The following is a 26,073-nucleotide window of genomic DNA, read 5'->3' on the forward strand; positions in this document are numbered from 1 at the left end:
GTGGAAGATTAAAGAACTTATGGTAGAAGATATACTATCTGTTGTAGTGGCTTATTCTATTTTACATACAGGAGGAACATCATATGGCTGGAGAACAGATTCAACTTAATCAGGGGCAAAATACGAACCTGCCGCCGGGTATTACATTGGACGTGATTATTCAATGCGGTGCTGCACCATCTTCGCTGGATGTAAGCTGTTTTATGGTGGATGAGAATGGAAAAGTGCCTTCTGACGACTATTTTATCTTTTACAATCAGAATGTCGATCCGCATCAATCGGTGCGGTTAACTCAGGCAGATGAACACAGTTCGCGCTTTACATTAGATCTGAACAGATTACAGCAAGCCCCTATTAGCAAATGCGTATTCACCGCCACGCTGGAAGGCGTCGGTACGTTCGCGCAAGTTGCCAACTGCCAAGCAGTATTACAGATCGGCGGACAACAGATTACATATACACTATCCGAAATGACATCCGAAACAGCATTGATCCTGATCGAAGTATACAAGTACAAAGAAGCTTTCAAAGTACGGGCGATTGGACGCGGATTCTTCGGTGGATTGCAGCCGCTGGCAGAATCGTTTGGCGTAGAGATCGAAGCCGATGATTCCGCAAATGGCTCGCAAGCTGCGGCTGCTTCAACCGCTTCCCAACAAGCTGCTTCCGGTTCTGCGAATGCTACTTCATCTGTCGCAGGCTCATCCACATCGCCTGCCTCTACTGCTGCGGCACAGTCATCCCCAGCTCCGTCTCTATCAGAATCAGCACCAAAATTGACTGTGCCATTAACTAAAATCGATCTGCTGAAAAATAAAGTCACGTCATCGCTTGAGAAAAAACAAGTGGCTCCGATCAAAGCACGTGTTGCGGTCGTCTTCGATGCGTCTGGCTCGATGTACTCACTGTACAAAAAAGGCATCGTACAAGAAGCATTTGAACGCGTACTGGCGATTGCAGCGGCGTTTGACGATGATGGTGAACTGGATGTGTGGTTCTTTGCTAAGGAATTTTTGCGCGCCAAAAGTGTACGAGCAGATAATTACGAGAATTATATCGAACGCGCCTACAAACTAGGCAGCAAAGGCGGAACGAATAACGAGCCACCAGTCATGGAGGACGTGATCCGCAAGTATACAAAAGAAGCGCCAAATGTGCATATTCCCACGTACATCATCTTTTTCAGTGATGGCGGGGTGAGTAGTAAGAGCAAAATCGCCAAGCTGATCATCGACAGCTCGCGCTATAATCTGTTCTGGCAGTTTGTCGGACTGGGCAATGCTAACTATGGCGTACTGCGGGAATTGGACGAACTGAAAGGTCGCTTTGTAGATAATGCAAATTTCTTTGAACTGGATGATATCTCGAAGGTAAGCGATGAAGAATTGTATGATCGGCTACTGAATGAGTTCCCAAGCTGGATTGAGGAAGCGAAGCGCAAGAGTATTTTGGCTTGATGTATACAATCACAGCCACATCAATAAGCGGAGACGAATACGACTGGTTCGATTGATTCAATAACGCACTCTATACTAAAAAGATGAACATCGCTTAGAGCGTGTTCATCTTTTTTATGTTCTAGAGCATAGTATGAAGCATATCTGTCATTTCCTAATGAGTCAGAGCCTTATCTTCTCTCAAATGACGTATATGTGTATTCATTTCGCTCATCGGCTACAATTTACCGCTCGCATGCTTGAGCAATGTCATCTTGCATCCGCTCTTGCTCCGCTTCGTATTCCAATCCCGTAATCTTCTCTGCCAGAATCTTGCCCGCATTTGCCAGTGTCGCCATTTTTAGCGAAAATCCCGCCAGCATCTCTTCCTGCGAACCTGCCGCGTTATCGCGTAATTGTCGACCTTCTTGCTTCGCCATCTCCATCGTATAGTGAGATGCCGCCTCTTGCTCTTCGCAAAAATGGTTGTAGATCTCGCCTAGCGTGCGTGTTTGCATTTGTGTTGCAATCATTGCTTGAATAGTACCGATCGGCAAAACAGGCTTCAGGTTGCAGATCATGATCAGATAAGCAATATGTTCGCGAGAGTAGCGCTTTTTCACGGTTGGCGGAATAATCTTCTGCTTAACATAATTGTTAATCATCGATGGCGTAATGAGCTTACCTGCGGCTTCGCCGGGAAATTGACGAAATTGCTGTTCCAGCCATTCAACCAGTTGATCCATATAAATGCCGATAACAGGCAGCTGTTCCCAGCGTGGGAAGCGATAAGCAACCTTAATCTCACCCCAGTCCTTCAACTGATCCAGCAGTGGATATTGCGATTTCATTGATCCTACCTCCTTTAATTTGCGTATGTATAGTTGTGCATGCCTATATGTATGTTCATAAAACATTCTGAAATTTGAATATGTGCAAACCTATCTTCTTTTCATTATAACGGATAAATCGCAAAACGAAAGTTATTTAGTATTCATAATCATATATAAAGTTTGTAATTACGTCTACATCTGGTTATAATAACTACATCTTAAAGTTATGAAGTACATATGTACATTTTGCAATATGACATTCTCCGTTATCTATATTGGAGCATGTGGGCAAAATACGCATATGCTCACAATCTTTGAAACGCGTTACATCTTGCGCGATCTTCAAGGCATTGTTGAATCTTACTATGGAAAGTAGTGATCTGATTATGAAAACAATCGCCTGGGTTACGGACAGCACCGCTATGATCGATGCTGATTTTGCCCGTGAGCATGATGTGTATATTGTACCGCTGTGCCTGATCGCTGGAGATGAAGTGTATCGCGAGAATGTCGATATTACCGCGGAACAATTTTATGAAAAAATGCGTGAACATGATAAAGTAAGTAGCTCCCAACCGCCAATCGGCGAATTTGTAGAATTGTACGAGAATCTCAAAGGCAAATACGACGACATTATCGTCATCCATTGCTCGTCGTCACTAAGCGGCACCTACCATTCTTCGCTGCAAGCTGCCGAGATGGCAGATGTACAGGTGATGGGCATTGACTCGCAGGTTGGTGCATTCCCGCTGCGTGAGATGGTATTGCAAGGGATTCAGTATTATCAGGAAGGATTAACTGCTTCCGAAATCTGTGACAAAATCCAAGGAATGATCAACGACATGTCCTTTTACGTGATTCCGGCGAGTCTGTCGCAACTGCATCGCAGCGGTCGTGTTTCCGGTACACAGCTCGTAATCAGTCAGCTGTTGTCCATTCATCTGTTGCTGCGCTTTGAAGGTGGTAAGGTCATTGTAGAAGACAAGATTCGTACGATGAAAAAGGCGAAGCAAAAACTGCTCGATATTTTGAAAAAGGATATTGAGCATGTACGCGATGTCTGCATTATGCACGCGAACAATATGGAAGGCGCGTTCAAGCTGAAAGAGGAGATCGCGCATCTGGCACCACGTTTACAGATCGAGATCGCTTCGTTTATCCCGGTAGCGGGAATTCATGCAGGTGAGGGGACGCTAGCGCTTGCTTGGATTAAAAACAATCGCAGTGCGTTGGGGCGTTTTGGAATACCATTAACCGCTACTAGTTCGATTTAGATAAAAAGACAAGAGAGTATAATTCTCTTGTCTTTTTTGTTTCAAATTGAAGTACTGATAATATATAATAAAACTAATTACCAAGTAACCAAAATTTCCTTTTTATAATTTTATATCAAAAGGAGTATTTATATGGAATTTAATATCTTCAAAATAGCAATGAAAAAATCTGAATTTATTCAATACTTAAATGACAAGGAATTAAAGAAACAAGGTAAAGAAAAAAAATACAAGAGTGAAATCATTGTAGATGATAAGGTAATACAAATGCAGTTTACAAGTTCCTTCTTTTTGAAAATTGATGAGAATGATTCCGAAATTGAATGGCTCAAATATTGGTCACCTTATTATAATTTTAATTCAAATATAAAGAGAGCTATAGAATCAGCTTATGGCATGATTATGATTACAGCAAATAGAGAAGTGTTTTGTATTTCTTTAGGCAGGGGACATCACTATGCTAGTAATGTAGCAGATTTGGATTTCGGATTTGGATTTGATATTGCTGAAATCATTCACGATTCCAATAGCATAGGTGCAAAAAATTCGAGATTTTGGTTAAAATCCAAAATTTTGGTTAAAATCCAAAATCAAAGCACTTACGCAGTATAACAATAATTCATTTGTAATGACAGAAATAGGAGAAAGTCATGAACTAATCATAAGTAGGATTAAATTAAACTCAAAATATTCGTCTTTCCTTTTGAAATCTTATTTTAATAAAATGAAATTCGGTCCATCAATCAATTAAATTTGAGGCAGGAACTTTTAAACCAGAACAAATAATTCAGATTCTGCACGAGCTATACTATTTATCGATGTATGAAGAAAAAAATATATACATTTCCGAGAATGACTTTATTAAAAATTAATATAGATAATAAGCCGCAAATTGCTGATCTCAATTCGAAATTGTTAAAAGAAGTCAAAAAAGCAAGTGATTTAGTTTCAGTCTCTTATTTAGTTGACGATACAAATATTTTTGAATCCCTAAATGAATACGGTTTGGAATTAATTTATAATAAAGCATACGAAATCCAATCTTATGACATACAATCAATATCTTCGATATTGAAATCTATAAATTGCACTGATATTTCTACAGTAAAAATAAGACCTAAAGGAAAAGCAAATCAAGAAATTTCAATTTTAAAAATTTTAGATTTCCAAGTAAAATATCGAAATAAACACTTTTGTCTATATCAAGGACGTTGGGCAAATTTTAATATTTCTTACTTAAATTTCATTGAGGATCAAATTAAAAAAGCTAATGAAATTGCTAATTATAATTATATGTTTGATCTTACTGATCATTGTTTAGATCAAGGAAGAAAAATGCAGACAGCAAATATTGCAAAATATGATCAAGTAACTTATGCTGAATATCCTTTTAATATTTTTCTGGAAAATGAATTTAATTATAAATTATTAGACAGAAAAATAGGTCAAAAAGATTATACATCAATTGAATTTGCTGATTTGTATGATCCTGTAAATCATCAAAGCTTGATCCATGTTAAAATCGGTAAAACTCCATCTTTACGTTACTGTATTCAACAGTCTCTTCATAGTGCTGAAATTTTCGCTACTCAAGATGATGTTTTATCGATTCATGGAATAACTAATGTCAAAAAAATTGCAATGTTACTCGTATTAGACTCTCATAATATAATCTCACCAAATAATGAAATTGATTTTTCCAAAAATGCATCTTTTTACTTTAAGATAGAAATTGTAGAGTGGGCATCTAGAATAAGAGGATTAGGTTATATACCTGAAATTATTATTTCGAAAGATCTAAGAACAAAATAAAAAGAGAGGTGTCCTCTCTTTTTATTTTGTTGAATTGAATTATTTTTATATCTCCTACATCCGCACAACTACATCTTCATAATCCATCAAACTCAGCTTATAAAACTTCGCTCCATGCGGCGGAACCTTCACTTCGATATCGTATCCAACCTGTCCAGCTTCTCCGCGCTCCCACAGATTACGTACACGATAATAGCCACCCGTCAATCCGAGCTGCTCCAGACTCACACGCACCAGCGCCGGATCATCACTCGCGTTAAACAGTGCTACATAATGATCACCAGTCGTCGCATTCTCGGACGTCCAGACAATCCGGTCATACTCATCCCGGTACACCTGACGGGCATACCGACCGGAGCGGTTCGCTTCCAGCACTTCGTCGTTGGTCAACAGCGACATTGTCCACGCGTCATTGTCGCGCAGTTCGCCGCCAAACATCAGCGGTGAACGGAAGATTGCCCACAATGTCATCATCGTCAACTGCTCATCCTCGGTAAAACGCGTCCAGCGGTCACTTCCCCCGCCATCTACAGAACGAATGCCGATATGACCAAGCGGCAACATATCACAATCTGGCCAGCTGCCCTGCTCGACAAACTGTGCCCACTGTTCGCAGCGCTCAAACATCTCATATAGCAGCTCCCAACGATCCCAGAAGTCATCGGTGATACGCCACATGTTGGCGTTCTCACGAAATGGCTGATTGTATGCAAGCGGTGCAGGGCCTGGCGACAAGCTAAGCACCATTGGACGACCGCAGCGATCGATCGCATTGCGAATCAGACGAATTTCATCCATATGAGTATCGTACAGACGCGAAGCGGCAATATCGTCCACTTTGATAAAATCAACGCCCCACTCTGCATACAATTCAAACAAAGAATCATAATATTCCTGCGCGCCTTCCTTCGACGCATCCACACCGTACATATCCGTATTCCACGGACAAATGGAATTGGTATGCGCAATCTGGCGCGCGGTCACATGCGTACCTTTGATCGGTGTATCGTTATGCACTGCCTGTCGCGGAATACCGCGCATAATATGAATACCAAAGCTCAGTCCCAGCGAATGTACATAATCTGCTAGCGGCTTAAACCCCTGTCCATCTGCTGCCGAAGGGAAACGGTTCACTGCTGGCAGCAGACGCGAATACGCATCCATTTCCAGTGGTACGAACGGTCGGTATGCAGAGGATACTGCATCCGGTTCATACCATTGAATATCTACTACTATGTACTCCCAACCGAACATTCTCAAATGATTCGCCATATATTCGGCATTGCCACGAATCTCTTCTTCGCGTACGGCTGCTCCGTAACAATCCCAGCTGTTCCAACCTAGCGGCGGAACGTATGCCCATTGATGATGTTGCATTCTGCACACTCCTCATCTGCTACGTATATTGGTATTTCGATTCTATTTCTGCTTCGATCATACCTTTTGTGAACGACAAGTTCAATTATTTGAAAGATATCGAACACGCAAGCAGCTCCGTAGCTGTTATATTTTCAGTCATAGTCTGGAGCAGGCGATACATGATGAGTATACCGCATCAAGGTTAGGACGATATCGATTTTTCTTTCCAATGAATGTAAGAGCGATACGTCTATCTACGTATCAATATAGGACTATTTATCTGCTAAAACTACTTATTTAAACAATATGCTTTTGTTCAAAACATTTAAAAACGACAAATTTCTACATTTATTTCATTTTTAAAATTCATAAAAATTTTTATTTTGTTATTTTTATTCACAATTTATTCCTATAACAAAGGTTTTACAATGCATAAAATATTACTTTGAATCCATTTTTATTGTGTACTAGGTATTTTGTATTAAATTAAAAATTTTTACGTGTAAATTTTCTGCTAACCCTGTCGATATATTATACATAACACAACAAGTAATCAACATTAATTGGCTGGAGCGTGAGTTTATGAAGTTTACGATTCAAATGAAGTTATTAACCGGTTTTATCGCTGTCATTTTACTTTTGATGGCTATCTCGGCGCTGTCGCTGTTAGGGATTAATGGCTTGAATGTTCAAGTCAAAAATATTGACGAAAAATCCATGCCAAGTGTCTCCTTGCTTGGTATTATGAATGGCGATGTATCCGATGTGGAACGTCTCGTTCTGAATATTGCTGTAGAACGTAATACTTCTGAAGTTAAAAGTCTGGAAGAAAGCTTAACTTCGCTGTTGAAAAAAATCGATACGGAACGTGCTCAATACGCTACAATGGCACAAACTGATGAAACCAAACAATTGATTGCTACTTTCAATACTAACTATGAGAGTTACATCAAGCTCCTCCCTAATATGGTCACAGCAGGTCAGAATAATGATATTGAAACTATGAGCAGTTTGCATAGTACTGCTTATCAATTGTGGTATACAGCTAATGATACATTGACACAACTCATTACATTAGAAAATGATCAATCCTCTGCTTCTACAGCAGCTGCGGTACAACTGAGTTCCAAAACAATTACTAATATTGTTATCATCTCGATTGTAGCGATTTTACTAGGATTACTGATTGCATTCTTCATTGCACGTCTTGTGTCACGTCCGGTGAAACAACTTCAAACTGCTGCTGAGCGTATTGCGAATGGTGATCTGACTGGCGAAGATATTGTGATCAAAAATCGTGACGAGATAGGTCTACTCGCAGGTTCCTTTAACAAAATGTCTGGTAACTTGCGCAATCTGATCGAATCCGTAGCATCTACTTCCGAAACAGTTGCCGCTTCGTCACAACAATTGAATGCAAGCAGCGAGCAAAATACGGATGCTTCCCGTCAAATCGCTGAAACAACACAAGAAGTTGCCGAAGGTACAAACCGCCAAGTCGAACTGACCCACCGTTCGTCCCAAGCGATGAAAGAAATGTCCATTGGTGTAGAACAAATCGCCGTTCGTGCACAGACTGTATCTGCTTCTGCTTCTGATGCAGCTTCCCGTTCGGCTGACGGTAATGATGCAATCCGTACTGCTGTTGCTCAGATGGATTCGATTCAAGGATCAATGTCTTCACTCGCTCATATCGTACAAGAGCTGGGTGAACGTTCACAAACGATTGGTAACATTACAGACGTAATTACAGGCATCTCCTCCCAAACAAACCTGCTGGCGCTGAATGCTTCGATTGAAGCGGCTCGTGCAGGTGAAGCGGGACGCGGCTTCGCCGTTGTAGCGGACGAAATCCGTAAACTGGCAGAGCAATCGGCTGAATCGGCACGTCAGATTACGGATCTGGTTACAACGATTCAAAAAGAAACGTACCGTGCAATCCAAGCGGTAGACGTGAACAGCCAGGAAGTCAATAAAGGGATCGCTTCTGTATCTGTTGCCGGAAATGCTTTTGAAGGGATTCTGAGTGCGGTCAACCAAGTGGCTGGAGATATCGAAGATGTATCTGCGGGTGCAGAGCAAATGTCTGCTAGCACGGAAGAATTGCTGCGCTTTGCCAGTGAGATCGCTCGGATTACCGAGGAAACATCGGCTGGTACAATGAACGTATCGGCTGCGACGGAAGAACAACTTGCTTCGATGGAAGAAATCTCTACCTCTTCTATGGCACTCGCTGAGACTGCTGAGCAGCTGCAAGCACAGATTGGCGCTTTCAAAGTTTAATATCTTTTCATATGACGCTGTGACCTACCAGATGAAACCTTTTGGTATGTTACAGCGTTTTATTATGGGTAATACCGATTATGTAAGCATTCTATAAAATTACGACGATAAACTGGAATTTAGCAACGTCAGCAGGGTACAATAGAAGTGTATCGCTATTTCTATCGCTTCCTTTATCTTCTCCTCCCTAGCAATATATAGATGTATCGAAATATTACATACCGATTCTTTCCCCATTCTGAAGCCGCCGGCACAGCCGAGAGGAGGACGGTCCACATGAACAAGCAAGAACATAAATCTTCATCCCCCCAGCAAGATCCAAAGCGTTCCAGTCCGTCTTCTTCTCCGGTAACATCGACTGCGGATAGGACAGTGTTGTCACACTACAAACCTACATGGTGGGGACGTATTCGGAATTTGCTGGACATTCGTCTCCTTGTGCTCGTTATCTCTACCATGATCGTGATTCTGATTCTGTTGCTGACCAGTTGGCTCAAGCCGAATCATACGAGCAGCACGGAACTAAGTTGGGGCGAGCTGGAGCCATTCCGTTTTTACCAGAGCGAGCAGGTGCATAATCAGAGTCTCGTCTCAGCGATTGAGCACAATTATATGCAACAGGTCGATAAGTCTGCTGAACAAAATGGCTACCGGCTAACGATCAATGCCGTTACAGCTGATGAGAACCGCTTGATCCTGATGTACACAGCGCATACCGATCGAGATCGTTATATTCCCGGCGTGAACAGTGTGAAGCTGCGCAATATTGCTACCGGACAACCACTGAGTATGGCTTCCGCACGTTTGAATGGGATTCAAGATGAGAACAATCCACAGCAATACTACGGTACAGCTACGATCCGACTTGATCAAAAACAAAATTTCCCGCGTGAAATTGCTGCCCAGTTTCAAATTATGTCTACGGATAATAACGCCGATCAATCCAGTGAAGCAGCCGCGCAAAGTATTCACTACTCACCTACCCTGCTCGTTCATTTCTCACTTGCACCACAATTTCAACGTCAGGAAACCGAGATCATTTATCCGAACCGGGCTGTCGAATGGAGTAGCCATAAGCTGACCATGTCACGGGTGGAGATTTCTCCGTTAGAAATGCGTGTGCGCTTCACTTCCGATACGCCAGTTGATGAGAAGGATGCACGTCCGTTATGGTTGAAGCCGGAAAATATCATTTCCGAGAAAAATGGTACTGCGGTGAATCTATTACCAACCGGTAGCCGGTTGATCAGCTGTGATCCGTATACGTTTGAGCATGTCTTTTACAGCAATTTACTCAATGAACCGGATTCGTTACAGCTCGTCGTCAAGCCTCGTGATGCTTCTGCTTATGAAGACGTACGCATTATCAAAATCAAATGATTCCTCATAGCGATACACTAACAATAAACAGAGCAAAAAGCGCATCAGATTACTAGATGCGCTTTTTGCTGTGCAATGCTAATCGTGGCGCTTACTCCCGAATTGAATTCTAGATAATCACTTTCTACCCCATCGCTAAAAATCACACCGTCCTCTGGCATCTGAGATACGATACGCAGCGGATCATGCTCAATACGTCCAAACACCAGATCTGTCGATGTATTACGGCTTGGAAAAGGCTCCCGTACACTGTAATACAGATACGGCGAATCCCAGCCAAACGATGAAGGCACAGACGGCGGTTGTATATCCTGTCTACCATTTGCCGCGTTCATAATGCCTGCTGCTCCAGCGAGTACACTCTTAAACCAACCTGTGGAACCCATGCCGGTCGAGATAATGATTCCACTGGAAGACTGCTGCTCCATCACGCTACCGTAGCTGATCTGATAGCGCGCAGATACATGCGTTTTGCGCCCGATAAACAGATCGTTTACTCCATATAGTACCTGTCCATCATTCAACTGCGCACGGGCAAGCCGTACCTCCTTCACCTGTCGTCGCCGGGCGAATACGTCTGTCAGTAGCGGCTGTAATTCTTGAACACGAAATGGCAGCAGCACTCCATCCCAACGCTGCGGATCGGGATTGACCCCAATCAAGGGCAGCTCTGTTGCATACTTCATCGTATTCGCTACTAGCCCATCCTGTCCAAGCACAACGACCACATCGTCCGGTCCAAAAATAAAACTTGGTACATGTTCGCGATCCAATAGCTGTACTCTGCCAAGCTGCTGTAATTGCACGGTCGCTTGCTCTAATGCGAGCTGGTAGTGATGATCCTCCTGCACATAATCGCCAAAATCCGCTCCTAACCGTTCAATGTAAAATTGCGCTTGTTGCACCGTATTGTAACGTACGATCAATTCCTGCAATCGTGTTCGACGCTTGACGAGCACGATTTTATTTTCGGTCATCCGGCGGTTCATGATGTCCGTCCTCCCCGTTGATCTGTCGCTCTATTTCCATGATCATTCAGTAAACCTTGCAGCAGATCTGGCGAGATGTTCAGCTGTCCGATACGACCTGCATTTTCCGCCAAGCCAGTAAATGCCATCGCAATCAGCTGATCCGGTTTCATACCCATACTTGCCATTGCCTGCAATACGTGTGGCGGCACATCTTGTAGCGATTGCATCACCGCAGACATCTCATAAGCGCGAGCATCCGCTTTGGCACGATCGTTCGTTGTGCTGAGCTGTACGAGCTGATTTTTGCGTTCTTCCAGCTCGGTATCGAAGCGCAGCTGCTCTTCTTGCATTTCGTTTTGCTTGATTTTTACCGAGCGTTCGGCTTCCAACTGAGTTTCACGGATTTGACGCTTTTTCGTTTCGACGGCAATCTCGGTATTCAGTTCGTTCTCGCGTACTTTGCGCTCCTGTTCAATCGAAGCGTTGCGACGTTCGTATAGCGCCTCATCGGCATTGCGCAAAATATGTTCTCGTGCCTGCGCTTCCAGCGCTCGCATCGTTTCTTTGTTTGGCAAAATTGCCAGAATCGACAGCCCCATAATCTCAATACCAAGCTTTTGCAGTTCCTCATTGCTTTTCACTTCGGCTGTTATATTGCGTACGAGTAGCTCACTGGATTGGATCGCTTCGCGTAACGGCAACTGCTCCATCCGCTTTTTCATTAATACTTTGACGATATTGATGACGCGCTGGGATAGCTTGTCGGGATCATCTGACAGGTAACGGTTTTTTTTCAAATTGTATGTGTAGTTCAAAATGCGTGTCGTCTGCCGATATTCGGTAATCCGGTAGGTTACTTGCCCCTGAACAGTGACTGTCTGATAATCGCTCGTAATCTCTTCAAACATAAACGGTACGTCAATCGACGATACTGGTACGACAACAACTGATGTTGTCGGCTCGTAGTAATAAAAGGATAGGCCGACACCCTCTTTTACAATTTTGCCGTTCTTTACTTTCATCACATAATCGCTTGGTTGAAATTTTGCAAATCGAAGTCCAAACATAATCCGCACGTCCTTTTCTCATTTTTATGTTAATAACAATTTGTTAATATCTTTGATTGGTCTTATCATAGCATCACCGTTAGATATAATCAATATGATATTAACAAAAAGTTTATATGATTAACACTGAGCGTTTTATGATATGTTGAAATTATATTAAAATAGTATAGTGATCGTACTTTATTCGTCGTAGCGGTCGTTTTTATTGGGTTTATTATATGGATGCTTCTTATTGCTTTGCTGTTAAAGCTGCGTATGTACATAGTTAAAATAGAATTTTATCTAGATGATGCTAAATTACGATAGGAGGATGAGTATGCGTTCGTTTGTACCAGTGCAGCCGCCGTTTTTGGAATATGGATTGTTGCATGCTCACTATCGTTATGCGGAATATGTGCCTGATGAGCGGTTGCAAGATGTGATTTGCTGCTATTGGAGTTCGGCGGCTCATCCGCAGCAGGGCGAGCAATTGCATCGGATCGTGCCGGATGGCTGTATTGATATTATTTTTGATCTGGATGCACGGCAGATGAATGGAGCGTTTCTCACCTCATTGATGCGATCATACGAAGTGATGCATCTGGATGAGCCGATGGCATTCTTCGGTGTGCGTATGTATGCTGATCAGGTACGGCGTTTATTTGGATATGCCGGAGCAGAATTGACTGGTTATCATGTTGGATTGGAGCAATGGCTTGGGCGGGATGCGGCGAGCATTGTGGAGCGTGTTATTCTGGCAGACAATATGACCGAGCGAATACAGCTTGTGGATACGTGGTTGCTGCATCTGTTGTATGAACGGGATGATCAAGCGTCATCATTGTTGCATACAGTCATACAGCGGATTGATCATAAGTATGGCAATGTGAGTATTCAACAGCTAGCTGAAGATACTCACTATAGTGAACGTACACTGCGAAGGCTATTTCAGCAGGAGCTGGGAATGGCACCTAAGGAATGGGCAGATATTATCCGGTTTCAGGCAGTATTGCGATACTGTCAGCTGACAGATCAACGATTGCATAGTGAACAGCATGCCAGTCATCCTAAAGTAATAGCAGGTCATCCTTCGCATCAAACACAATCAAGAACTGGCAATATGGATCGGGAATCACGACTGTCTTTGAGTCAATTGGCAACGGCATTTGGGTATTATGATCAGGCGCATTTGAATTTGGCATTCAATAGATATTATGGTCTGACGCCAGGGCAATTGCGGCTGCGCCAGATGTATACCAACTGACTTTCTACGATACGATACGATACGATACGATACGATACGATACGATACGATACGATACGATACGATACGATACGATACGTTGAAATTGTCCGTTTTTTCCAAGAGCTTTGTAAACGAATATCGTACAGTAAGAATCAACAGACGCTTTCGCATGACGAACACAATACGTTCTCTTTTACCGACATGGAATGGGTTTGATATGAATACAATAGGAGTGGATGAATATGAAATTAAATCTGAAGTATATTATTTTGTATGTAAATGATCTGGAGCAATCGTTACATTTCTATCGTGATTTGCTAGGGTTGGAAATCAAGATGCAGGTCGATACGTATGTCGAATTCGAGACAGGGGATACAACGCTATCACTGAATACGCGGCAATCTGTGAATGAACTGTTGAATCTGGGATTGACTGACGATATTCCGGCGACAAGCAGCTTTGAAGTGGGATTCGTGGTTGAGAATGTAACGACTGTGATTGAACACTTGCGCGCTCAGGGGGTAACGATCAAGCACGAACCGGTAACCAAGCCATGGGGACAAACGGTTGCTTATGTAACCGATCCAGATGGACATTTTGTGGAGATTTGTACAGCAGTTGGTTGAACGATAAATTGCCAAAAATAGGGGGCATCCATCGCGAACGGTCTGTTGCATGAATATCATAATAGAGTGAATATAAATAGGATGGAAACAAAAAAAGGTCTTTCGTATGAAAGACCTCTTCAGTATGATCTATAGACTGATCTATAAACCGATCTATTGACCAAACTATTAACTAATCTATATCTCAGGCTACAGCTGGATTGATCATCCGATTTACAAGCATGTATCTAGAGAAACAAACATTCATCTGAAGCGATCATACACGCTTCCTAAAAGTATCTATTAGCGCCGCGAATTGTTGCGTGATGTGTACAATACTTTGCTTGTCGCACGACCGCCAGTAGCGCGAGCAGCTTGCGGTTGTGGTGCAGGTGCTGGAAACGCTTCACGGAATGTACCCAGACAATGATTGCACAGTCGTCCTCTATTGATCGGCTGTGCACAGCATTCGCAAGGAAATGTTAAGTTCGGATGATTGTATGAAAAACGTCCCTCTTGAATGTAACGATACAATTCTTGCATGTCCATACCAGTAGCTGCACTCAACTGTTCGGTCGTACTGTTAGGATGCCGCCAAAGATGGTCAAGACAACGATTCAGCTTTTGATCCAGTTCGTCCCGGCAGCCATTACACATATTACGCATATTTTTCTGATACACTGAACCACAACGGGGACAGTAATCCACCATCAAAGTCATCTTAGTCACCTCTTCCATGAGATCCCATGCCAGTGACATGAGTTACATTTGTAACGCGTCCTTGCGTTTGTATATTGGCATACTATGAATCGAAAAATCACGATACTGTGATCCTAAAGAATTAACCCGATTTCCAATTAAATCTTTAGTTGTAGGTAAATAATACTATTAATAGACTATGTAAGCAATACATAATATGCCAAAAGACTCACAAAAAGACGGATAATCGACAAAATAAAATCATTTATTTTTATTTTCAAGATAAAAAAGTATGAAAAAGGAAATTATCCTTTTATTAGAAAAAGAGATCGAAATATACTTTAATAATCCACCCTACATTTATATACACAAACATGCAAAAATTAACCATACAATAATTTCCAATTGATATATAGCACAAAAAAACAGCAATGCCTTCATCAGGAAGACACTGCTGCTCACTTCATCTATGCTAATGTTGATGATTACAACGACTTGGTTCTGTTCGATATGATTGTTCGTTGTAATTTTTATTTTACACCTGCATTTTGTAATGCTTTGGCATATTCAGTGCTGATATATTGTGTCAATTTGTCAGCGCCTGCCTGCTTGAAGGAGTCAATCGCTTTTTGTTTGTTAGCTGCAAAGTCTTCATCTGTTTTGGACAAGATCATCGTAGCAGCAGTCCGCGCTGCCAATTCTTTGAGCTGCGTTTCTAGCTTGAGCAGATCATCGGTTAGCACTGGTAGCACGACGGTATTTTGTTTGACGATTTCGTCTTGGGTTAGACTTTTGAGCGGAGTATTCTCGTCAGTCAGCTTGCCCTCTTGTACTAGTTTGGAGAATACTTCGCCGGGATAGGTAGCTCCGTAATGCTTGCTAAAGTCTTTTTCCAGTGTAGTTGAGCTTTGCGCCATCGCTTCTTCGGTTGAGAACAGATTGACCGGTGTATCGTTCGACGGATCAATTACACTGCCACCAAGTCCAATCAAGTTCTGATCCAGCGCGATCCCAGTACGTTCCCATGCGTCGCCACCATTCACTTTGGCTGCGATGGTGTCTTTGTTTAGTTGTGGTTTGCCATTTTCGACAGTCCAATCTTTGCCTTTGATGCCGCTGTACATCGTTCTGGCACCTTCATACGAGTGAATATAGTTCAGGAATTCCATTGCTTTTTCTGGATATTTGCTGCTTTTGGAGATAGCATAGCTTTTGTCTGACCAGCCGATGGGACGAACGCCACCGCTCCATGCTTGTTTACCGATCGGCAGTACCATGTAGCCCTTGTTATCTTTGGCATATTTGGCATTAAAATCACCCATTGCCCATGTTGCTGGACCGAGGATGAATTGACCAGCTGTCGCTTTTGCCATGTAATCGTTATTTTTCATCGTCAAGGCATCGGGATCAAGTAAGCCCATGCGATACGCTTTGTTGTAAAAGTCCATCGCAACCCAGTAGTTCGAGGTATCATCGGTCAATACGTTCAGCAGTCGGTTCTCCCCAAGTGGTTTTGCCATCAGATCAGAACCACCGCTTGCGGTTTGTTGGGTAATCCAGGTGAACGGGATGATATACGGCCATAGTCCCCAATCTTGCCACATGGATACACCGTATATTTTCTTCCCTTCGTCGGTGGTTGGGTGCTTAGTGCTAATCTGTTGCAGTACATTTAGCAGATCGTCCGTGCTGTTAATAGCGGGCGTACCGACTTCTTTGTAATAATCCCAGCGCATCGTTGGTCCAATTGTTACGTTCGGATAGACCGGGCTAGGGTCGGCTTGAATTTGAGGAGGTAGGAAATAAAGCTTGTTCTGCCCTTCGCTCCAATTGGTACGGCTATAATCGACAACAGTTGGGATCGTCTGCTCAATGTCTTGTCCGTACTTGTCCATCAGGTCATCCATTGGGATAATCAGATTGCCGTCGATCAGCTGTTTGCCGTACTGGTTTGGATCAGCACGCACAATATCCGGTAGATCACCGCCTGCGAGTAGTACATTCATTTTGTTGGCATCTGCTTCGACGTATTCGATTTTGACACCAATTTTGTCTGCTAGCTCCTTGGCAATTTCGCTATCGGGATACGTATTCCAATTGGTGCCCGTTTCGTTCACAAGTACACGCAGCGTTACAATGCCGTTGGCATCTTTCGTTCCTGCTTGGCTACCGGTTCCTGTTTGCGATGAAGTTGAGCCAGAACAGGCTGTGAGCGTTATCATAAATGTGAGCAGAACACTGGTGAGTGTACGAACCTTGATTGCTTTTTTCATAGGTTGACCTCCCTTGGTGGGTATATATGATAATGAACAAGTGAACATGACGATGTTGATTGTACCGTTTGACTAGCAGAGGCTGCTTCTTATCCTTTAACTGCGCCCATCATGATCCCTTTTACAAAGAAGCGTTGTAGCATCGGATAGACGATAACAATCGGCAAAGTAACGAGCATCGTAATCGTCATCTGGATCGATTGTGGTGTCATGGTACGCACTTCGGCGGAATTGGTCATCTCGGCAGCACTCATGCTGGAGATGCTATTGGATTGATTAAGGAAATTGTACAGCACGAGCTGGAGCGTTTGCAGATTCGGATTTTCCACTAAGAAGAAGTTATCGAACCATGTGTTCCACTGCCCGACTGCCGAGAATACGGCGATGGTCGCAATGATCGGTGTAGATAATGGGAATATGATGCGGGTAAAGGTCGTAATGTAGCCCGCTCCATCAATCTTCGCCGACTCTTCTAATGCTGGTGGCAATTGCTCGATAAATGTTTTGATCAGGATGATATTAAAGCCGCTCAGAGCGGTTGGCAATACATACAGCAGGAAATTATTTTGCAGACCGTAGGCTTTCATTGTCAGATACCACGGGATAAATCCGGCGTTAAAATACATCGTAATCAGAACGAAACGATAGATCAATCGACGCATTGGCATTTCTCTTTTGGTAATAAGATATGCAAAGAATGAACAGCATAACACAGTCAAAATCGTACCAATGATCGTCCGTAGCACCGAGACGATCGCTGCTTCCTGCAATCCGTTTAGCTGCAATGTCGCCTTGTAGCTATCCAGTGAAAATCCAGCAGGTAACAGAAATACACCGCTCTGTGCTTGAAAAGAATCACTGATCGAATAGATAAAGATGTAATAGAACGGATAAATGGTTACGATTAGCAGCAGACTGAGGATGATGTAGTTGACGATGCTGAATAGCAAATCCGGTATGTTAATTGGTTTGCGCGTACGTTCACCGCGCACGCTGATTGCTCTGCCCATTGAGATCTTCCTCCTTAGCGGATATTGCTAGATAGCGATCATTTAGATAATACTTTCGCCGCGTACTTTTTTCGATAAGCTATTGATTATAAACAGCAAGATGATGCTGATGACTGACTTGAACATACCAACTGCGGTGGAATAGGGATAATCGTTAGTCACAAGACCGAGACGGTATACGTACAGATCCAGTACCTCGATTTTGTCGGCGACCATAATATTGTTGAAGACGAGATATTGTTCAAAGCCCGCGGACAGCAGATTGCTCACCGCCAACAGCAGCAGTACGATAAAAGTGGGCATAATATTCGGAATCGTAATGTGCACGATACTACGGAAGCGTCCGGCTCCGTCAATCTTGGCAGCATCATATTGCTCACCGTCGATGCCGACAATAGCGGCGAGATAAATGATCGCGTTCCAGCCAATCGTTTTCCAGATCAGAAGTAGTGTCTGCACCATCCATACATGATCTGGATTGCCGAGAACGTTAAGCGGCGTATCGCTTAGTCCGAGCCTTGCAATGATCGTATTGATCGCGCCTTCTGAACTGAACATGCTAAACGCGAGCGAAAATACGATAATCCAGCTAATATAGTTGGGCAGCGTTGTCGTCGTCTGAATGAGTCGTTTAAAAAATCCATTGCGCACCTCCGACACCATGATCGCCAGAATGAGCGGCAGCGGTGCCGCGATGATCGATAGCAGGCTGAGCGCGAGCGTATTGATCAGCACGCGTAGCATATCGCGGTCGTGCATCATTTCGCGAAAATGCTCCATGCCGACGAATGTCGTCTGACTGAGCGGAATTCCCGGACGATAATCGAAGAACGCATACACCCAGCCGAATAGCGGCACATAGCTGAAAGCGATTACAAAAATAAGAAACGGTACTGTCATCAACAGCAGCCTGATTCCGTCTGCATGAATGCGGCGCCGCTTGCGCGTCTGAACGGCTTCTCCCTTTTTATACGTAATGTCCACAGCGGAACCTCCCTTTGGTATATCTGCAACTTGGTTCTGCATTTAGTGTATGCTTTTAGGAATAGTCGCTGAATGAACAATCTGTAAAAAAAGCTGAATTATCTACAGATGTTGCTAGTGAGAGATGGACAATGAGTGGAAAGTTGAAGGATATACAGATAAAGTTGAACAGATTGATAGAGGTCGAAGGATATAGATATAAATTGGTAGTTATATTTTTCAAACATTACTGGTGCACCAATGGATTTACTGCTCTATTTAACTGAAGTATAATGTGATAATCATCCATATGTTTTAGCGTGTTTAAAACGGAAATCGGTATATAATTGGCTTTTAATTCATACTATTAGGAGTTGATCCTATGACAAAGAGTGATCAGAGTAAATACGCAGCCATTCAAAAGTCTAAGTCTTATCATCTTTCTCCTACAGGAGTTCTTGCTATTCCTGCAAAACCTGAAAATATGGATCAGATTCGTGCCTTGATGAGTAAACGAATTAGTGAAAGCAAACAATAGATATGCAAAACAAACAGCCCTGCTCTCTATTTAAGAGATGCAGGGCTGTTTTCTATTCCAATCCACAAACAACAGATCATTGACTGATTTGTATATGCTATACCTTTGCTACGTTTGTCCATCTTCTTACCCATCTATCCATCTGCAATTCAACAGTACAAACCAGAACAGCTATCCAATTACAAACTGCTCACTGATCTGCCCGCATCCGCCAGCAATTGCTCTACCGCTTCTACATATGCCGCCTGCAACTGGCGCACAATATGTCCCGGTGTGCCGTTTCCGACTGGCTTGCCGTCAATGGTAATGATGGCAGTCGCTTCCTGTGTGGTGCTAGTCAGGAATACTTCGTCAGCCTCCAGCAGCTGTTCACGGCTAAATGCTTGCTCTACATACGGGATGTTCAGTTGATTGGCAAGTCGATGCACGACTTGCTTCGTGATCCCATCCAGAATCAGATTGCCATTCGGATGCGTATAGATCGTGCCATCCTTGACGATCAGCAGATTGGATGATGTACACTCGGTCACGACATCATTGCTACGAATCAGGATCGCTTCATGAGCACCCGCTTCCGCTGCCTCCTGCTTCGCCAGTGTATTCGCCAGCAGGTTCAATGATTTGATATTGCAGCGCAGCCAGCGGATATCTTCGAGCGTGATCACGGCAATTCCATTTGCCAGTGTAGCAGTCGGGCGAGAGAGCAGTTCACAATAACCGAGCATTACAGCTTCACAATGTTCGGGGAAAATATGCGCCCGCTTCGCTTCACCGCGTGTAAATTGCAAATACAAAATCCCATCCTGATCTCCAAATGCTGCCGCTAGCTCGTCAATCTGACTGGACAATTGTTCGCGACTCCAATGCAGCTGAATTTTGATCTCATCCAGACTGCGGTATAGACGATCCAGATGCGCTTCTTTTTCAAAAATCACGCCCTGATACAACCGAAACACTTCATAAATGCCATCGCCAAAATAGTATCCGCGATCCTTGTACGAGATACGCACGTCTTCTTCCTGTACCAGCTTGCCGTTCCACAATAACATAAGCCGACCTCCATATGATTGCGATTGAATACATCTGTAATGCATTTTAACACGCAGGCTCATAGGAAGAAACAGCGTACTCTACGCAGCGCTTGGAATTAATACGCTGTCCAGCCTGCGTCCGCTGTCAGAACGGTAGCATTGATAAAGCTGGCATCGTCAGAAGCAAGGAACAGCGCCGCAGCAGCGATCTCTTCCGGTTCACCAACACGCGGCATTAGCTGCATACCACCCATCACGCGCTGCTGACCAAACTCGCTTACCTGATTCATCGATGCATTGATGGCAGTCTTCACACCGCCGGGTGCAATTGCATTACAACGAATACCAAGTGGAGCGTACTGGAAGCCCACATTACGCGTTAAGCCGACAACTGCGTGCTTGGACGCAGTATACGCTGCTCCGGCACGAGAACCGGTCAATCCACCAGCAGACGCGATATTCACAATCGCACCTTTGCCCTGCTCTTTGAAAATAGGCAGTACTTTGCGAATGGCACGCATCACACCGGTCGTATTCACTGCAAAAACACGTTCCCACAGCTCATCTGTCACTTCTTCGGCAGGCGTAAAATTGTCCATAATCCCCGCATTGTTGATCAGAATATCGACGGTGCCATACGTGCTTACCGCAGTATCGATCATCTGCTGCACATCCTGTTCCTGTGCTACGTTGGCAGCGACGGCAATGGCCTGTCCGCCTGCGGAATGGATCTCGTCTACTGTCTGCTGCGCCGCTTCCAATCGCAGATCGGCAACGACAACGCGCGCACCTTCACTGGCAAATAATACGGCAATCGCTTTGCCCATACCGGATGCGGCTCCTGTAATGACAGCTACTTTATTTTGTAATTTCATGAATCATTCCTCCTTGAGTGATGAAAGTTGAAGTGCTTGCAGAAGATGAAGAGTATACGTCGGATTCTGTTGATTAACGTATAGCTCTTCTTTTATGATACAGAGAGGGAATTTGGAGTCGCAATCAGTAAAAAAGGGTTAGTTTGTTGGATAAACGACAATTATCGTATAAAGTGTTGGTTATCTTCTATTGCTATCATGATACAGGAGGAATCGTTATGGATCGCCGGATTCGCAAAACCAAGCAAGCGTTTCATGAAGCGCTGCTGCAATTGCTAGAACAGCAGGATTTTCGCGATCTAACAATTACGGATATTGTGAAGGCTGCGGATGTGAATCGCAGTACGTTTTACAAGCATTATGTATACAAAGAAGACCTGCTCAACGAGATCATTGAACAGGTCTTGCATGATCTGACTAACTCCTATCTGGAGCCATATCGTCAGCAGCCTGCACTGGATGTGCGGACGATGGTTGCATCTACGGTAAAAATCTTCGATCATGTCGCTCAGCATCATAGCTTTTATCGGCTGATTCTTAGCTCGCAAACGCTGCTGAACTTCCAGCTACGTATTTGCGAGCGATTGCAGGCGCTCTGTTTGAACGATATGCAGGCTTCTCTGCCTGATGTTCAACATCGACAGCAGAAACAGGTGGAAGCTGGCATCTATGCCAGTTATCAGGCGCACGCAATCTGGGGCATGATCGTGTACTGGGCGCAGCAGGATTTTCGTCACTCGGCGCATGAGATGGCAGAACAGTTGCTGCTTATTTTGAATTTTCGTCCACTTGCAGATGTGCAGGTGACTCATCCGTCAACTTGGGCAAACGAATCGTCACTTCCGCTCCGTGCGGCACCTTCGGAATCGTAACTCCATACGGCTTGCCAAAGTATAGCTGAATACGCTTGTTAATATTGTACAACCCGACCCCGCTACCACGTTCGCTAGTAGATTCTTCAGTACCCGGTTTCAGACCGTTGGTCTCGGCGGTTGTAGAGGTGGCTTCCCTATGAATCGTAGCTCCCTTGTATTCTGCTTCCGGTTCTGTAGTCAGATTCTCAGCGGAATGTGCTTGGGTTCCATCTTCATCCGCTTTCTCCCCTTCTCCTGCTGCGAGACGTGCATTCAATGCCTCGCGTGTCTCTGGATCGAAGCCTGTACCGGAATCGACAACCGAAAGCCATACATCCTGCTCATCCTCGTACGCCTCGATACTGATCTCAATGCCTTCATGATCTTCACGCACATACTTGATCGAATTCTCTACTACTGGCTGCAAAATAAAACGCGGAATCCGGTAATTGAGCATCTCTGGCTGAATATCAAATGTAAATGCAATCGTGCTGTTAAAGCGCAAATTGATGATTTTGATATAGTTTTCCAAATAGTTCAGTTCGTCACGCAGCGTACACATGCTATCTTTACTAGCGAACACCGGACGCAGTATATTGCCGAGTGCCACTACACTGGTCACGATATTGTCCGCGCGTACCATCGTTGCCATCCAGCGGATCATATTGAGCGTATTGTACAGAAAATGTGGGTTAATCTGGTATTGTAGCGCTTCAATCTCTAGCTCACGCCGCTTCTCCTGCATCTCGTTATTACGACGCAGCAGATTAACGATGCTGAGCGACATTTCATTAAACCGCCGCATGACAGTGCCGAACTCGTTATTGGGAATATCGGTAAAGGTCACACCCAGATCGCCTTGACTAACATCGCGCATTTTGTGCGCCAAGAGATGCAGCGGTCGGATCAGCTTATTCAATGAGAAATACGAGACACCGAAAATAACTAGAATGCTCAAGCAGAAGACGATGACCATAATCCGCTGTACCGAGAAAATCTGCTGCGAGAACAGACCGAGCGGCACTTCGCGCATCATATACCAGTCGGAATCCTGCAATTTGTAGTAAACGATCTGAATCGGATCGCCATTCTTCACTGCATCATAACTGCCAAAGGTTGCATCGTTATCATTTGGAGGTACATAGGGGCTGTGCTGACCGACCGCCGCTGCACTGCTACCAGACACGATAACACCGCTGCTGTTCACGATGTACATATTGCCTTCCGCCATATTCAGTGCGGCAGAATAGGTAGATGCCAAATATTGCTCATCCAGATTGAAAATAACCGTCGCATTGGTGTCTGGCTCATACAGCGGACGAACTCCACGAATCAGGCTAATCAGCTTGCTCTCATTATCACGCGTAATATACGGATTGTAATATGACTCCGTTGTCGCCCCGGCAATCGTCAGATTCGGAAACGACTGCTTGGCACGCTCATATCCTTCCGATTGGAAAAAGCTATCTGTCCAACCGCGTCCTTCATGCACAAGCGTACGAGTAGCATCCCCGCCGAGTGCACCATTTTTGTCGGTGATGATATAGATCGAGTGAATATAGCTGTAATTGCTAATAAAGTTAGCGATGCGACCGTAGATGTCTTTTTTCAGCTCGATATTTTCCAATTGGGTGCGTGTATCGTTGCTTTGCAAATAATTCTGCACATTGTTATCCAGTAGAAACAGCTTGGACAGCCGATCCACGTCGCTCAGCAGACTATGAATATTATGATCGGTTTGTTGAAATTGCTGATACAGCAGCTTTTCATTCTGTTCCTTGATCAGTCCGAGCATAAATGTATACAGAAAATAAGTGGCGAGCGAGAATACAATTACGCTGATTGCCATAAAATACACGATCAACTGCGTGCCGAGATGCTGAATACGACCTGTACTGCCAGAACGACGCCAGAGACGCATCAGCGCTTAACTCCACTGGCATCGGCAGTACCAGCTCCGCTCAACCATTGACGCCGATATTCATTCGGATTGAGACCGGTCACTTTTTTGAATACTTTGCTGAAATATGTGTATTCTGGCGAGAATCCGACCTGCACGGCGATATCGTATGATTTTAGATTGGTGCCGATCAACAGCTCTTTGGCACGTTCGATCCGATAACGGTTCAAGTAATCGACAAAGGTAATTTGCAGTTCTTTTTTGAACAGATTGCTCAGATAGCCAAAGCTAAGCGAAACGTGATCGGCGACTTGTTGCAGACTGATATTTTGTGCATAGTTTTGTTTGATGTATTGCAGTGCGCGGGCGATCTCATTACTCATATGCAGCAGGTTGCGCGAATATTCTACCAATTCGGACAGATAATCCAGCACCTGATCTAGCATCTCTGGCAACGTATCGCACTGCTCCAGCTGCCCGGTAATGTCGGACAGTAGCGTCTTCTCATTCTGATGATGATCGTACAGACTGGTACTGACCCACTGGATGAACTGGAATAGCAAATGCTGCACAGCACGGTGATCGTCGCGCAACTGACGGCATAACATATCGATATAATCGTCATACCGCTGCTGTTTGAGCGGAGACAGCAATTCACGAATCGGCATATAGTGGCGGATATGCTCTAACGTCTGTTCTAGCGACGTCAGATGCAGTGGTTCACCGCGTGTATGCACCTTGCCGCTACCAGTTAGAAACTTATTGCCTAGCGCCTGACGAGCTTCGTGATAAGATCGCGACAGATGGCAATACGTATTGACCATCTCGCTAATGCCAAACGATACCGAACTGCCAAAATACGTCCCAATCGCTTCCTGTACCCGCTGTACCATCTGATTCAATTGCTGACGAATCAGCTGCTCGGATCGCACATCTTCAAAGCTAAGCAGCAGCAAATAATGCCGATGATCCAGATGAAATCCCTCGCCACGTTGGAAGGAAGAGGTAATCTCGTCCAGCATATTCAGCAGTGTCATTTTGATCAGATGTCCGTGTTCGTCCTTGAACTTATCAGTCAGTCTAGCGTAATGATCCAGCTCGATCACACAGACAATCAACCGCACAGGTGCTAGACGCATCTCACTTTGCTGCACAAATTGATGAAATTCCTCGGCGGAGTAAATGCCATATAACAAAAAGTCTTTGAGAAACTTCTCTTTGACCAGTTCCAGATTCGCCGTCGGAACGGTGCGGCTGTTATGCGATACGCTGACCGCAGCTTGTCGTTGCTGCTCGTCCAGCTCATGCCGAACACCGCTCAGCACGCTCTCAATCTCCTGCTCGGTCATCGTCAATTTTAAAATGTAACCGGATACACCAAGCGACATCGCTCGGCGCGCCAGCTCGAATTCCTCCAGACAGGACAGCACGACGATACGTGTCTGTTTGTCCTGCTGACGGATGCTGGAGATAAGTTCCATTCCATCCATACGCGGCATGCGAATATCGGTAATGATCAGATCAGGTTTCTCCTGCTGGTACATATCTAGCGCACTCTGCCCATCCGGCAGATCGGCGATGACATGCATGCCAAATTTGCTCCAATCGACCGAATTTTTCAGACCGATGCGTACCAGCATTTCATCCTCAACAATCATAACTTTATACATTCCGCTCACTCCCTT

The 26,073-nt window shown here is 44.1% G+C and carries 22 protein-coding genes; 10 read left to right on the forward strand and 12 right to left on the reverse strand.

The features are described from left to right. The first annotated feature begins 83 nt into the window (after nt 1-83). The gene (locus tag ACE3MZ_RS13990) at nt 84-1,457 is read left to right on the forward strand and encodes a VWA domain-containing protein (RefSeq protein WP_411342773.1); all 1,374 of its coding nucleotides are present in this window, start codon (nt 84-86) and stop codon (nt 1,455-1,457) included. Nucleotides 1,458-1,681: 224 nt separating this feature from the next. On the opposite strand, the gene ACE3MZ_RS13995 is transcribed toward ACE3MZ_RS13990, so the two are convergent. After that, a complete protein-coding gene (locus ACE3MZ_RS13995; RefSeq protein ID WP_411342774.1) occupies nt 1,682-2,287 on the reverse strand; it encodes a DUF1836 domain-containing protein in 606 nt (201 codons plus the stop codon). A gap of 368 nt (nt 2,288-2,655) precedes the next feature. Between ACE3MZ_RS13995 and ACE3MZ_RS14000 the strand changes: the two genes are divergently transcribed. The 3 genes from ACE3MZ_RS14000 (at nt 2,656) to ACE3MZ_RS14010 (ending at nt 5,355) form a co-directional block, all read left to right on the forward strand. Beyond that, nucleotides 2,656-3,543 carry a DegV family protein gene (locus ACE3MZ_RS14000; protein WP_411342775.1) on the forward strand — a complete coding sequence of 296 codons (888 nt, stop codon included), beginning with the start codon at nt 2,656-2,658 and terminating at the stop codon, nt 3,541-3,543. A 132-nt stretch (nt 3,544-3,675) separates the two neighbouring features. Continuing rightward, entirely contained in the window at nt 3,676-4,155 is a 480-nt protein-coding gene (locus tag ACE3MZ_RS14005; protein WP_411342776.1) for a hypothetical protein, read from the forward strand. Between the two features lie 240 nt (nt 4,156-4,395). Next, complete coding sequence (locus tag ACE3MZ_RS14010; RefSeq protein ID WP_411342777.1) at nt 4,396-5,355, forward strand: DUF6119 family protein; 960 nt, start codon at nt 4,396-4,398, stop codon at nt 5,353-5,355. A 54-nt stretch (nt 5,356-5,409) separates the two neighbouring features. Here the strand turns inward: ACE3MZ_RS14010 and ACE3MZ_RS14015 are convergent, their stop codons facing one another. Next, nucleotides 5,410-6,732, reverse strand: a complete 1,323-nt coding sequence (locus ACE3MZ_RS14015) for a glycoside hydrolase family 27 protein (RefSeq protein WP_411342778.1) — start codon at nt 6,730-6,732, stop codon at nt 5,410-5,412. 564 nt (nt 6,733-7,296) lie between these two features. On the opposite strand from ACE3MZ_RS14015, the gene ACE3MZ_RS14020 reads away from it, so the two are divergent. Both ACE3MZ_RS14020 and ACE3MZ_RS14025 read left to right on the forward strand, forming a co-directional pair. Beyond that, the gene (locus ACE3MZ_RS14020; protein WP_411342779.1) at nt 7,297-8,997 is read left to right on the forward strand and encodes a methyl-accepting chemotaxis protein; all 1,701 of its coding nucleotides are present in this window, start codon (nt 7,297-7,299) and stop codon (nt 8,995-8,997) included. A gap of 276 nt (nt 8,998-9,273) precedes the next feature. After that, entirely contained in the window at nt 9,274-10,377 is a 1,104-nt protein-coding gene (locus ACE3MZ_RS14025; RefSeq protein ID WP_411342780.1) for a DUF4179 domain-containing protein, read from the forward strand. Nucleotides 10,378-10,421: 44 nt separating this feature from the next. On the opposite strand, the gene ACE3MZ_RS14030 is transcribed toward ACE3MZ_RS14025, so the two are convergent. Together ACE3MZ_RS14030 and ACE3MZ_RS14035 are read right to left on the reverse strand one after the other, a co-directional pair. Then, on the reverse strand, nt 10,422-11,366 hold the full coding sequence (locus ACE3MZ_RS14030) for a sugar kinase (protein ID WP_411342781.1): 945 nt from the start codon (nt 11,364-11,366) through the stop codon (nt 10,422-10,424). Beyond that, complete coding sequence (locus ACE3MZ_RS14035; RefSeq protein ID WP_411342782.1) at nt 11,363-12,415, reverse strand: SPFH domain-containing protein; 1,053 nt, start codon at nt 12,413-12,415, stop codon at nt 11,363-11,365. Before ACE3MZ_RS14035 ends, ACE3MZ_RS14030 begins: the two co-directional genes overlap by 4 nt. A gap of 316 nt (nt 12,416-12,731) precedes the next feature. Here ACE3MZ_RS14035 and ACE3MZ_RS14040 point away from each other — a divergent pair, with 316 nt between their 5' ends. Further along, nucleotides 12,732-13,658 carry a DUF6597 domain-containing transcriptional factor gene (locus tag ACE3MZ_RS14040; RefSeq protein WP_411342783.1) on the forward strand — a complete coding sequence of 309 codons (927 nt, stop codon included), beginning with the start codon at nt 12,732-12,734 and terminating at the stop codon, nt 13,656-13,658. A gap of 224 nt (nt 13,659-13,882) precedes the next feature. After that, nucleotides 13,883-14,266: a VOC family protein gene (locus tag ACE3MZ_RS14045; protein ID WP_411342784.1), complete on the forward strand. Its 384-nt coding sequence runs from the start codon at nt 13,883-13,885 to the stop codon at nt 14,264-14,266. 282 nt (nt 14,267-14,548) lie between these two features. Here the strand turns inward: ACE3MZ_RS14045 and ACE3MZ_RS14050 are convergent, their stop codons facing one another. From ACE3MZ_RS14050 to ACE3MZ_RS14065, 4 genes are all read right to left on the reverse strand, one after another. Continuing rightward, the gene (locus tag ACE3MZ_RS14050; protein ID WP_411342785.1) at nt 14,549-14,965 is read right to left on the reverse strand and encodes a hypothetical protein; all 417 of its coding nucleotides are present in this window, start codon (nt 14,963-14,965) and stop codon (nt 14,549-14,551) included. Between the two features lie 509 nt (nt 14,966-15,474). Further along, nucleotides 15,475-17,217, reverse strand: a complete 1,743-nt coding sequence (locus tag ACE3MZ_RS14055; protein ID WP_411342786.1) for a hypothetical protein — start codon at nt 17,215-17,217, stop codon at nt 15,475-15,477. Between the two features lie 89 nt (nt 17,218-17,306). Beyond that, entirely contained in the window at nt 17,307-18,227 is a 921-nt protein-coding gene (locus ACE3MZ_RS14060; RefSeq protein ID WP_411342787.1) for a carbohydrate ABC transporter permease, read from the reverse strand. Between the two features lie 42 nt (nt 18,228-18,269). Then, nucleotides 18,270-19,211: an ABC transporter permease gene (locus ACE3MZ_RS14065; RefSeq protein WP_411342788.1), complete on the reverse strand. Its 942-nt coding sequence runs from the start codon at nt 19,209-19,211 to the stop codon at nt 18,270-18,272. 361 nt (nt 19,212-19,572) lie between these two features. Between ACE3MZ_RS14065 and ACE3MZ_RS14070 the strand changes: the two genes are divergently transcribed. Beyond that, complete coding sequence (locus ACE3MZ_RS14070; protein ID WP_411342789.1) at nt 19,573-19,728, forward strand: hypothetical protein; 156 nt, start codon at nt 19,573-19,575, stop codon at nt 19,726-19,728. 179 nt (nt 19,729-19,907) lie between these two features. On the opposite strand, the gene dat is transcribed toward ACE3MZ_RS14070, so the two are convergent. Beyond that, nucleotides 19,908-20,777, reverse strand: coding sequence for a D-amino-acid transaminase (gene dat, locus ACE3MZ_RS14075; protein ID WP_411342790.1), 870 nt, complete (start codon nt 20,775-20,777; stop codon nt 19,908-19,910). Between the two features lie 98 nt (nt 20,778-20,875). Further along, on the reverse strand, nt 20,876-21,634 hold the full coding sequence (locus tag ACE3MZ_RS14080; RefSeq protein WP_411342791.1) for an SDR family oxidoreductase: 759 nt from the start codon (nt 21,632-21,634) through the stop codon (nt 20,876-20,878). Nucleotides 21,635-21,852: 218 nt separating this feature from the next. On the opposite strand from ACE3MZ_RS14080, the gene ACE3MZ_RS14085 reads away from it, so the two are divergent. After that, nucleotides 21,853-22,506, forward strand: a complete 654-nt coding sequence (locus tag ACE3MZ_RS14085; RefSeq protein ID WP_411342792.1) for a TetR/AcrR family transcriptional regulator — start codon at nt 21,853-21,855, stop codon at nt 22,504-22,506. Here the strand turns inward: ACE3MZ_RS14085 and ACE3MZ_RS14090 are convergent. Then, nucleotides 22,403-24,409, reverse strand: a complete 2,007-nt coding sequence (locus ACE3MZ_RS14090) for a sensor histidine kinase (protein ID WP_411342793.1) — start codon at nt 24,407-24,409, stop codon at nt 22,403-22,405. The two genes, ACE3MZ_RS14085 and ACE3MZ_RS14090, sit on opposite strands and share 104 nt — an antisense overlap. Beyond that, complete coding sequence (locus ACE3MZ_RS14095) at nt 24,409-26,058, reverse strand: response regulator (protein WP_411342794.1); 1,650 nt, start codon at nt 26,056-26,058, stop codon at nt 24,409-24,411. The genes ACE3MZ_RS14090 and ACE3MZ_RS14095 overlap by 1 nt, the downstream gene beginning before the upstream one ends. Between the last annotated feature and the right edge of the window lie 15 nt (nt 26,059-26,073).

The sequence above is a fragment of the Paenibacillus sp. WLX1005 genome, assembly GCF_046603685.1.
In the GTDB taxonomy this organism is placed as follows: domain Bacteria; phylum Bacillota; class Bacilli; order Paenibacillales; family Paenibacillaceae; genus Saccharibacillus.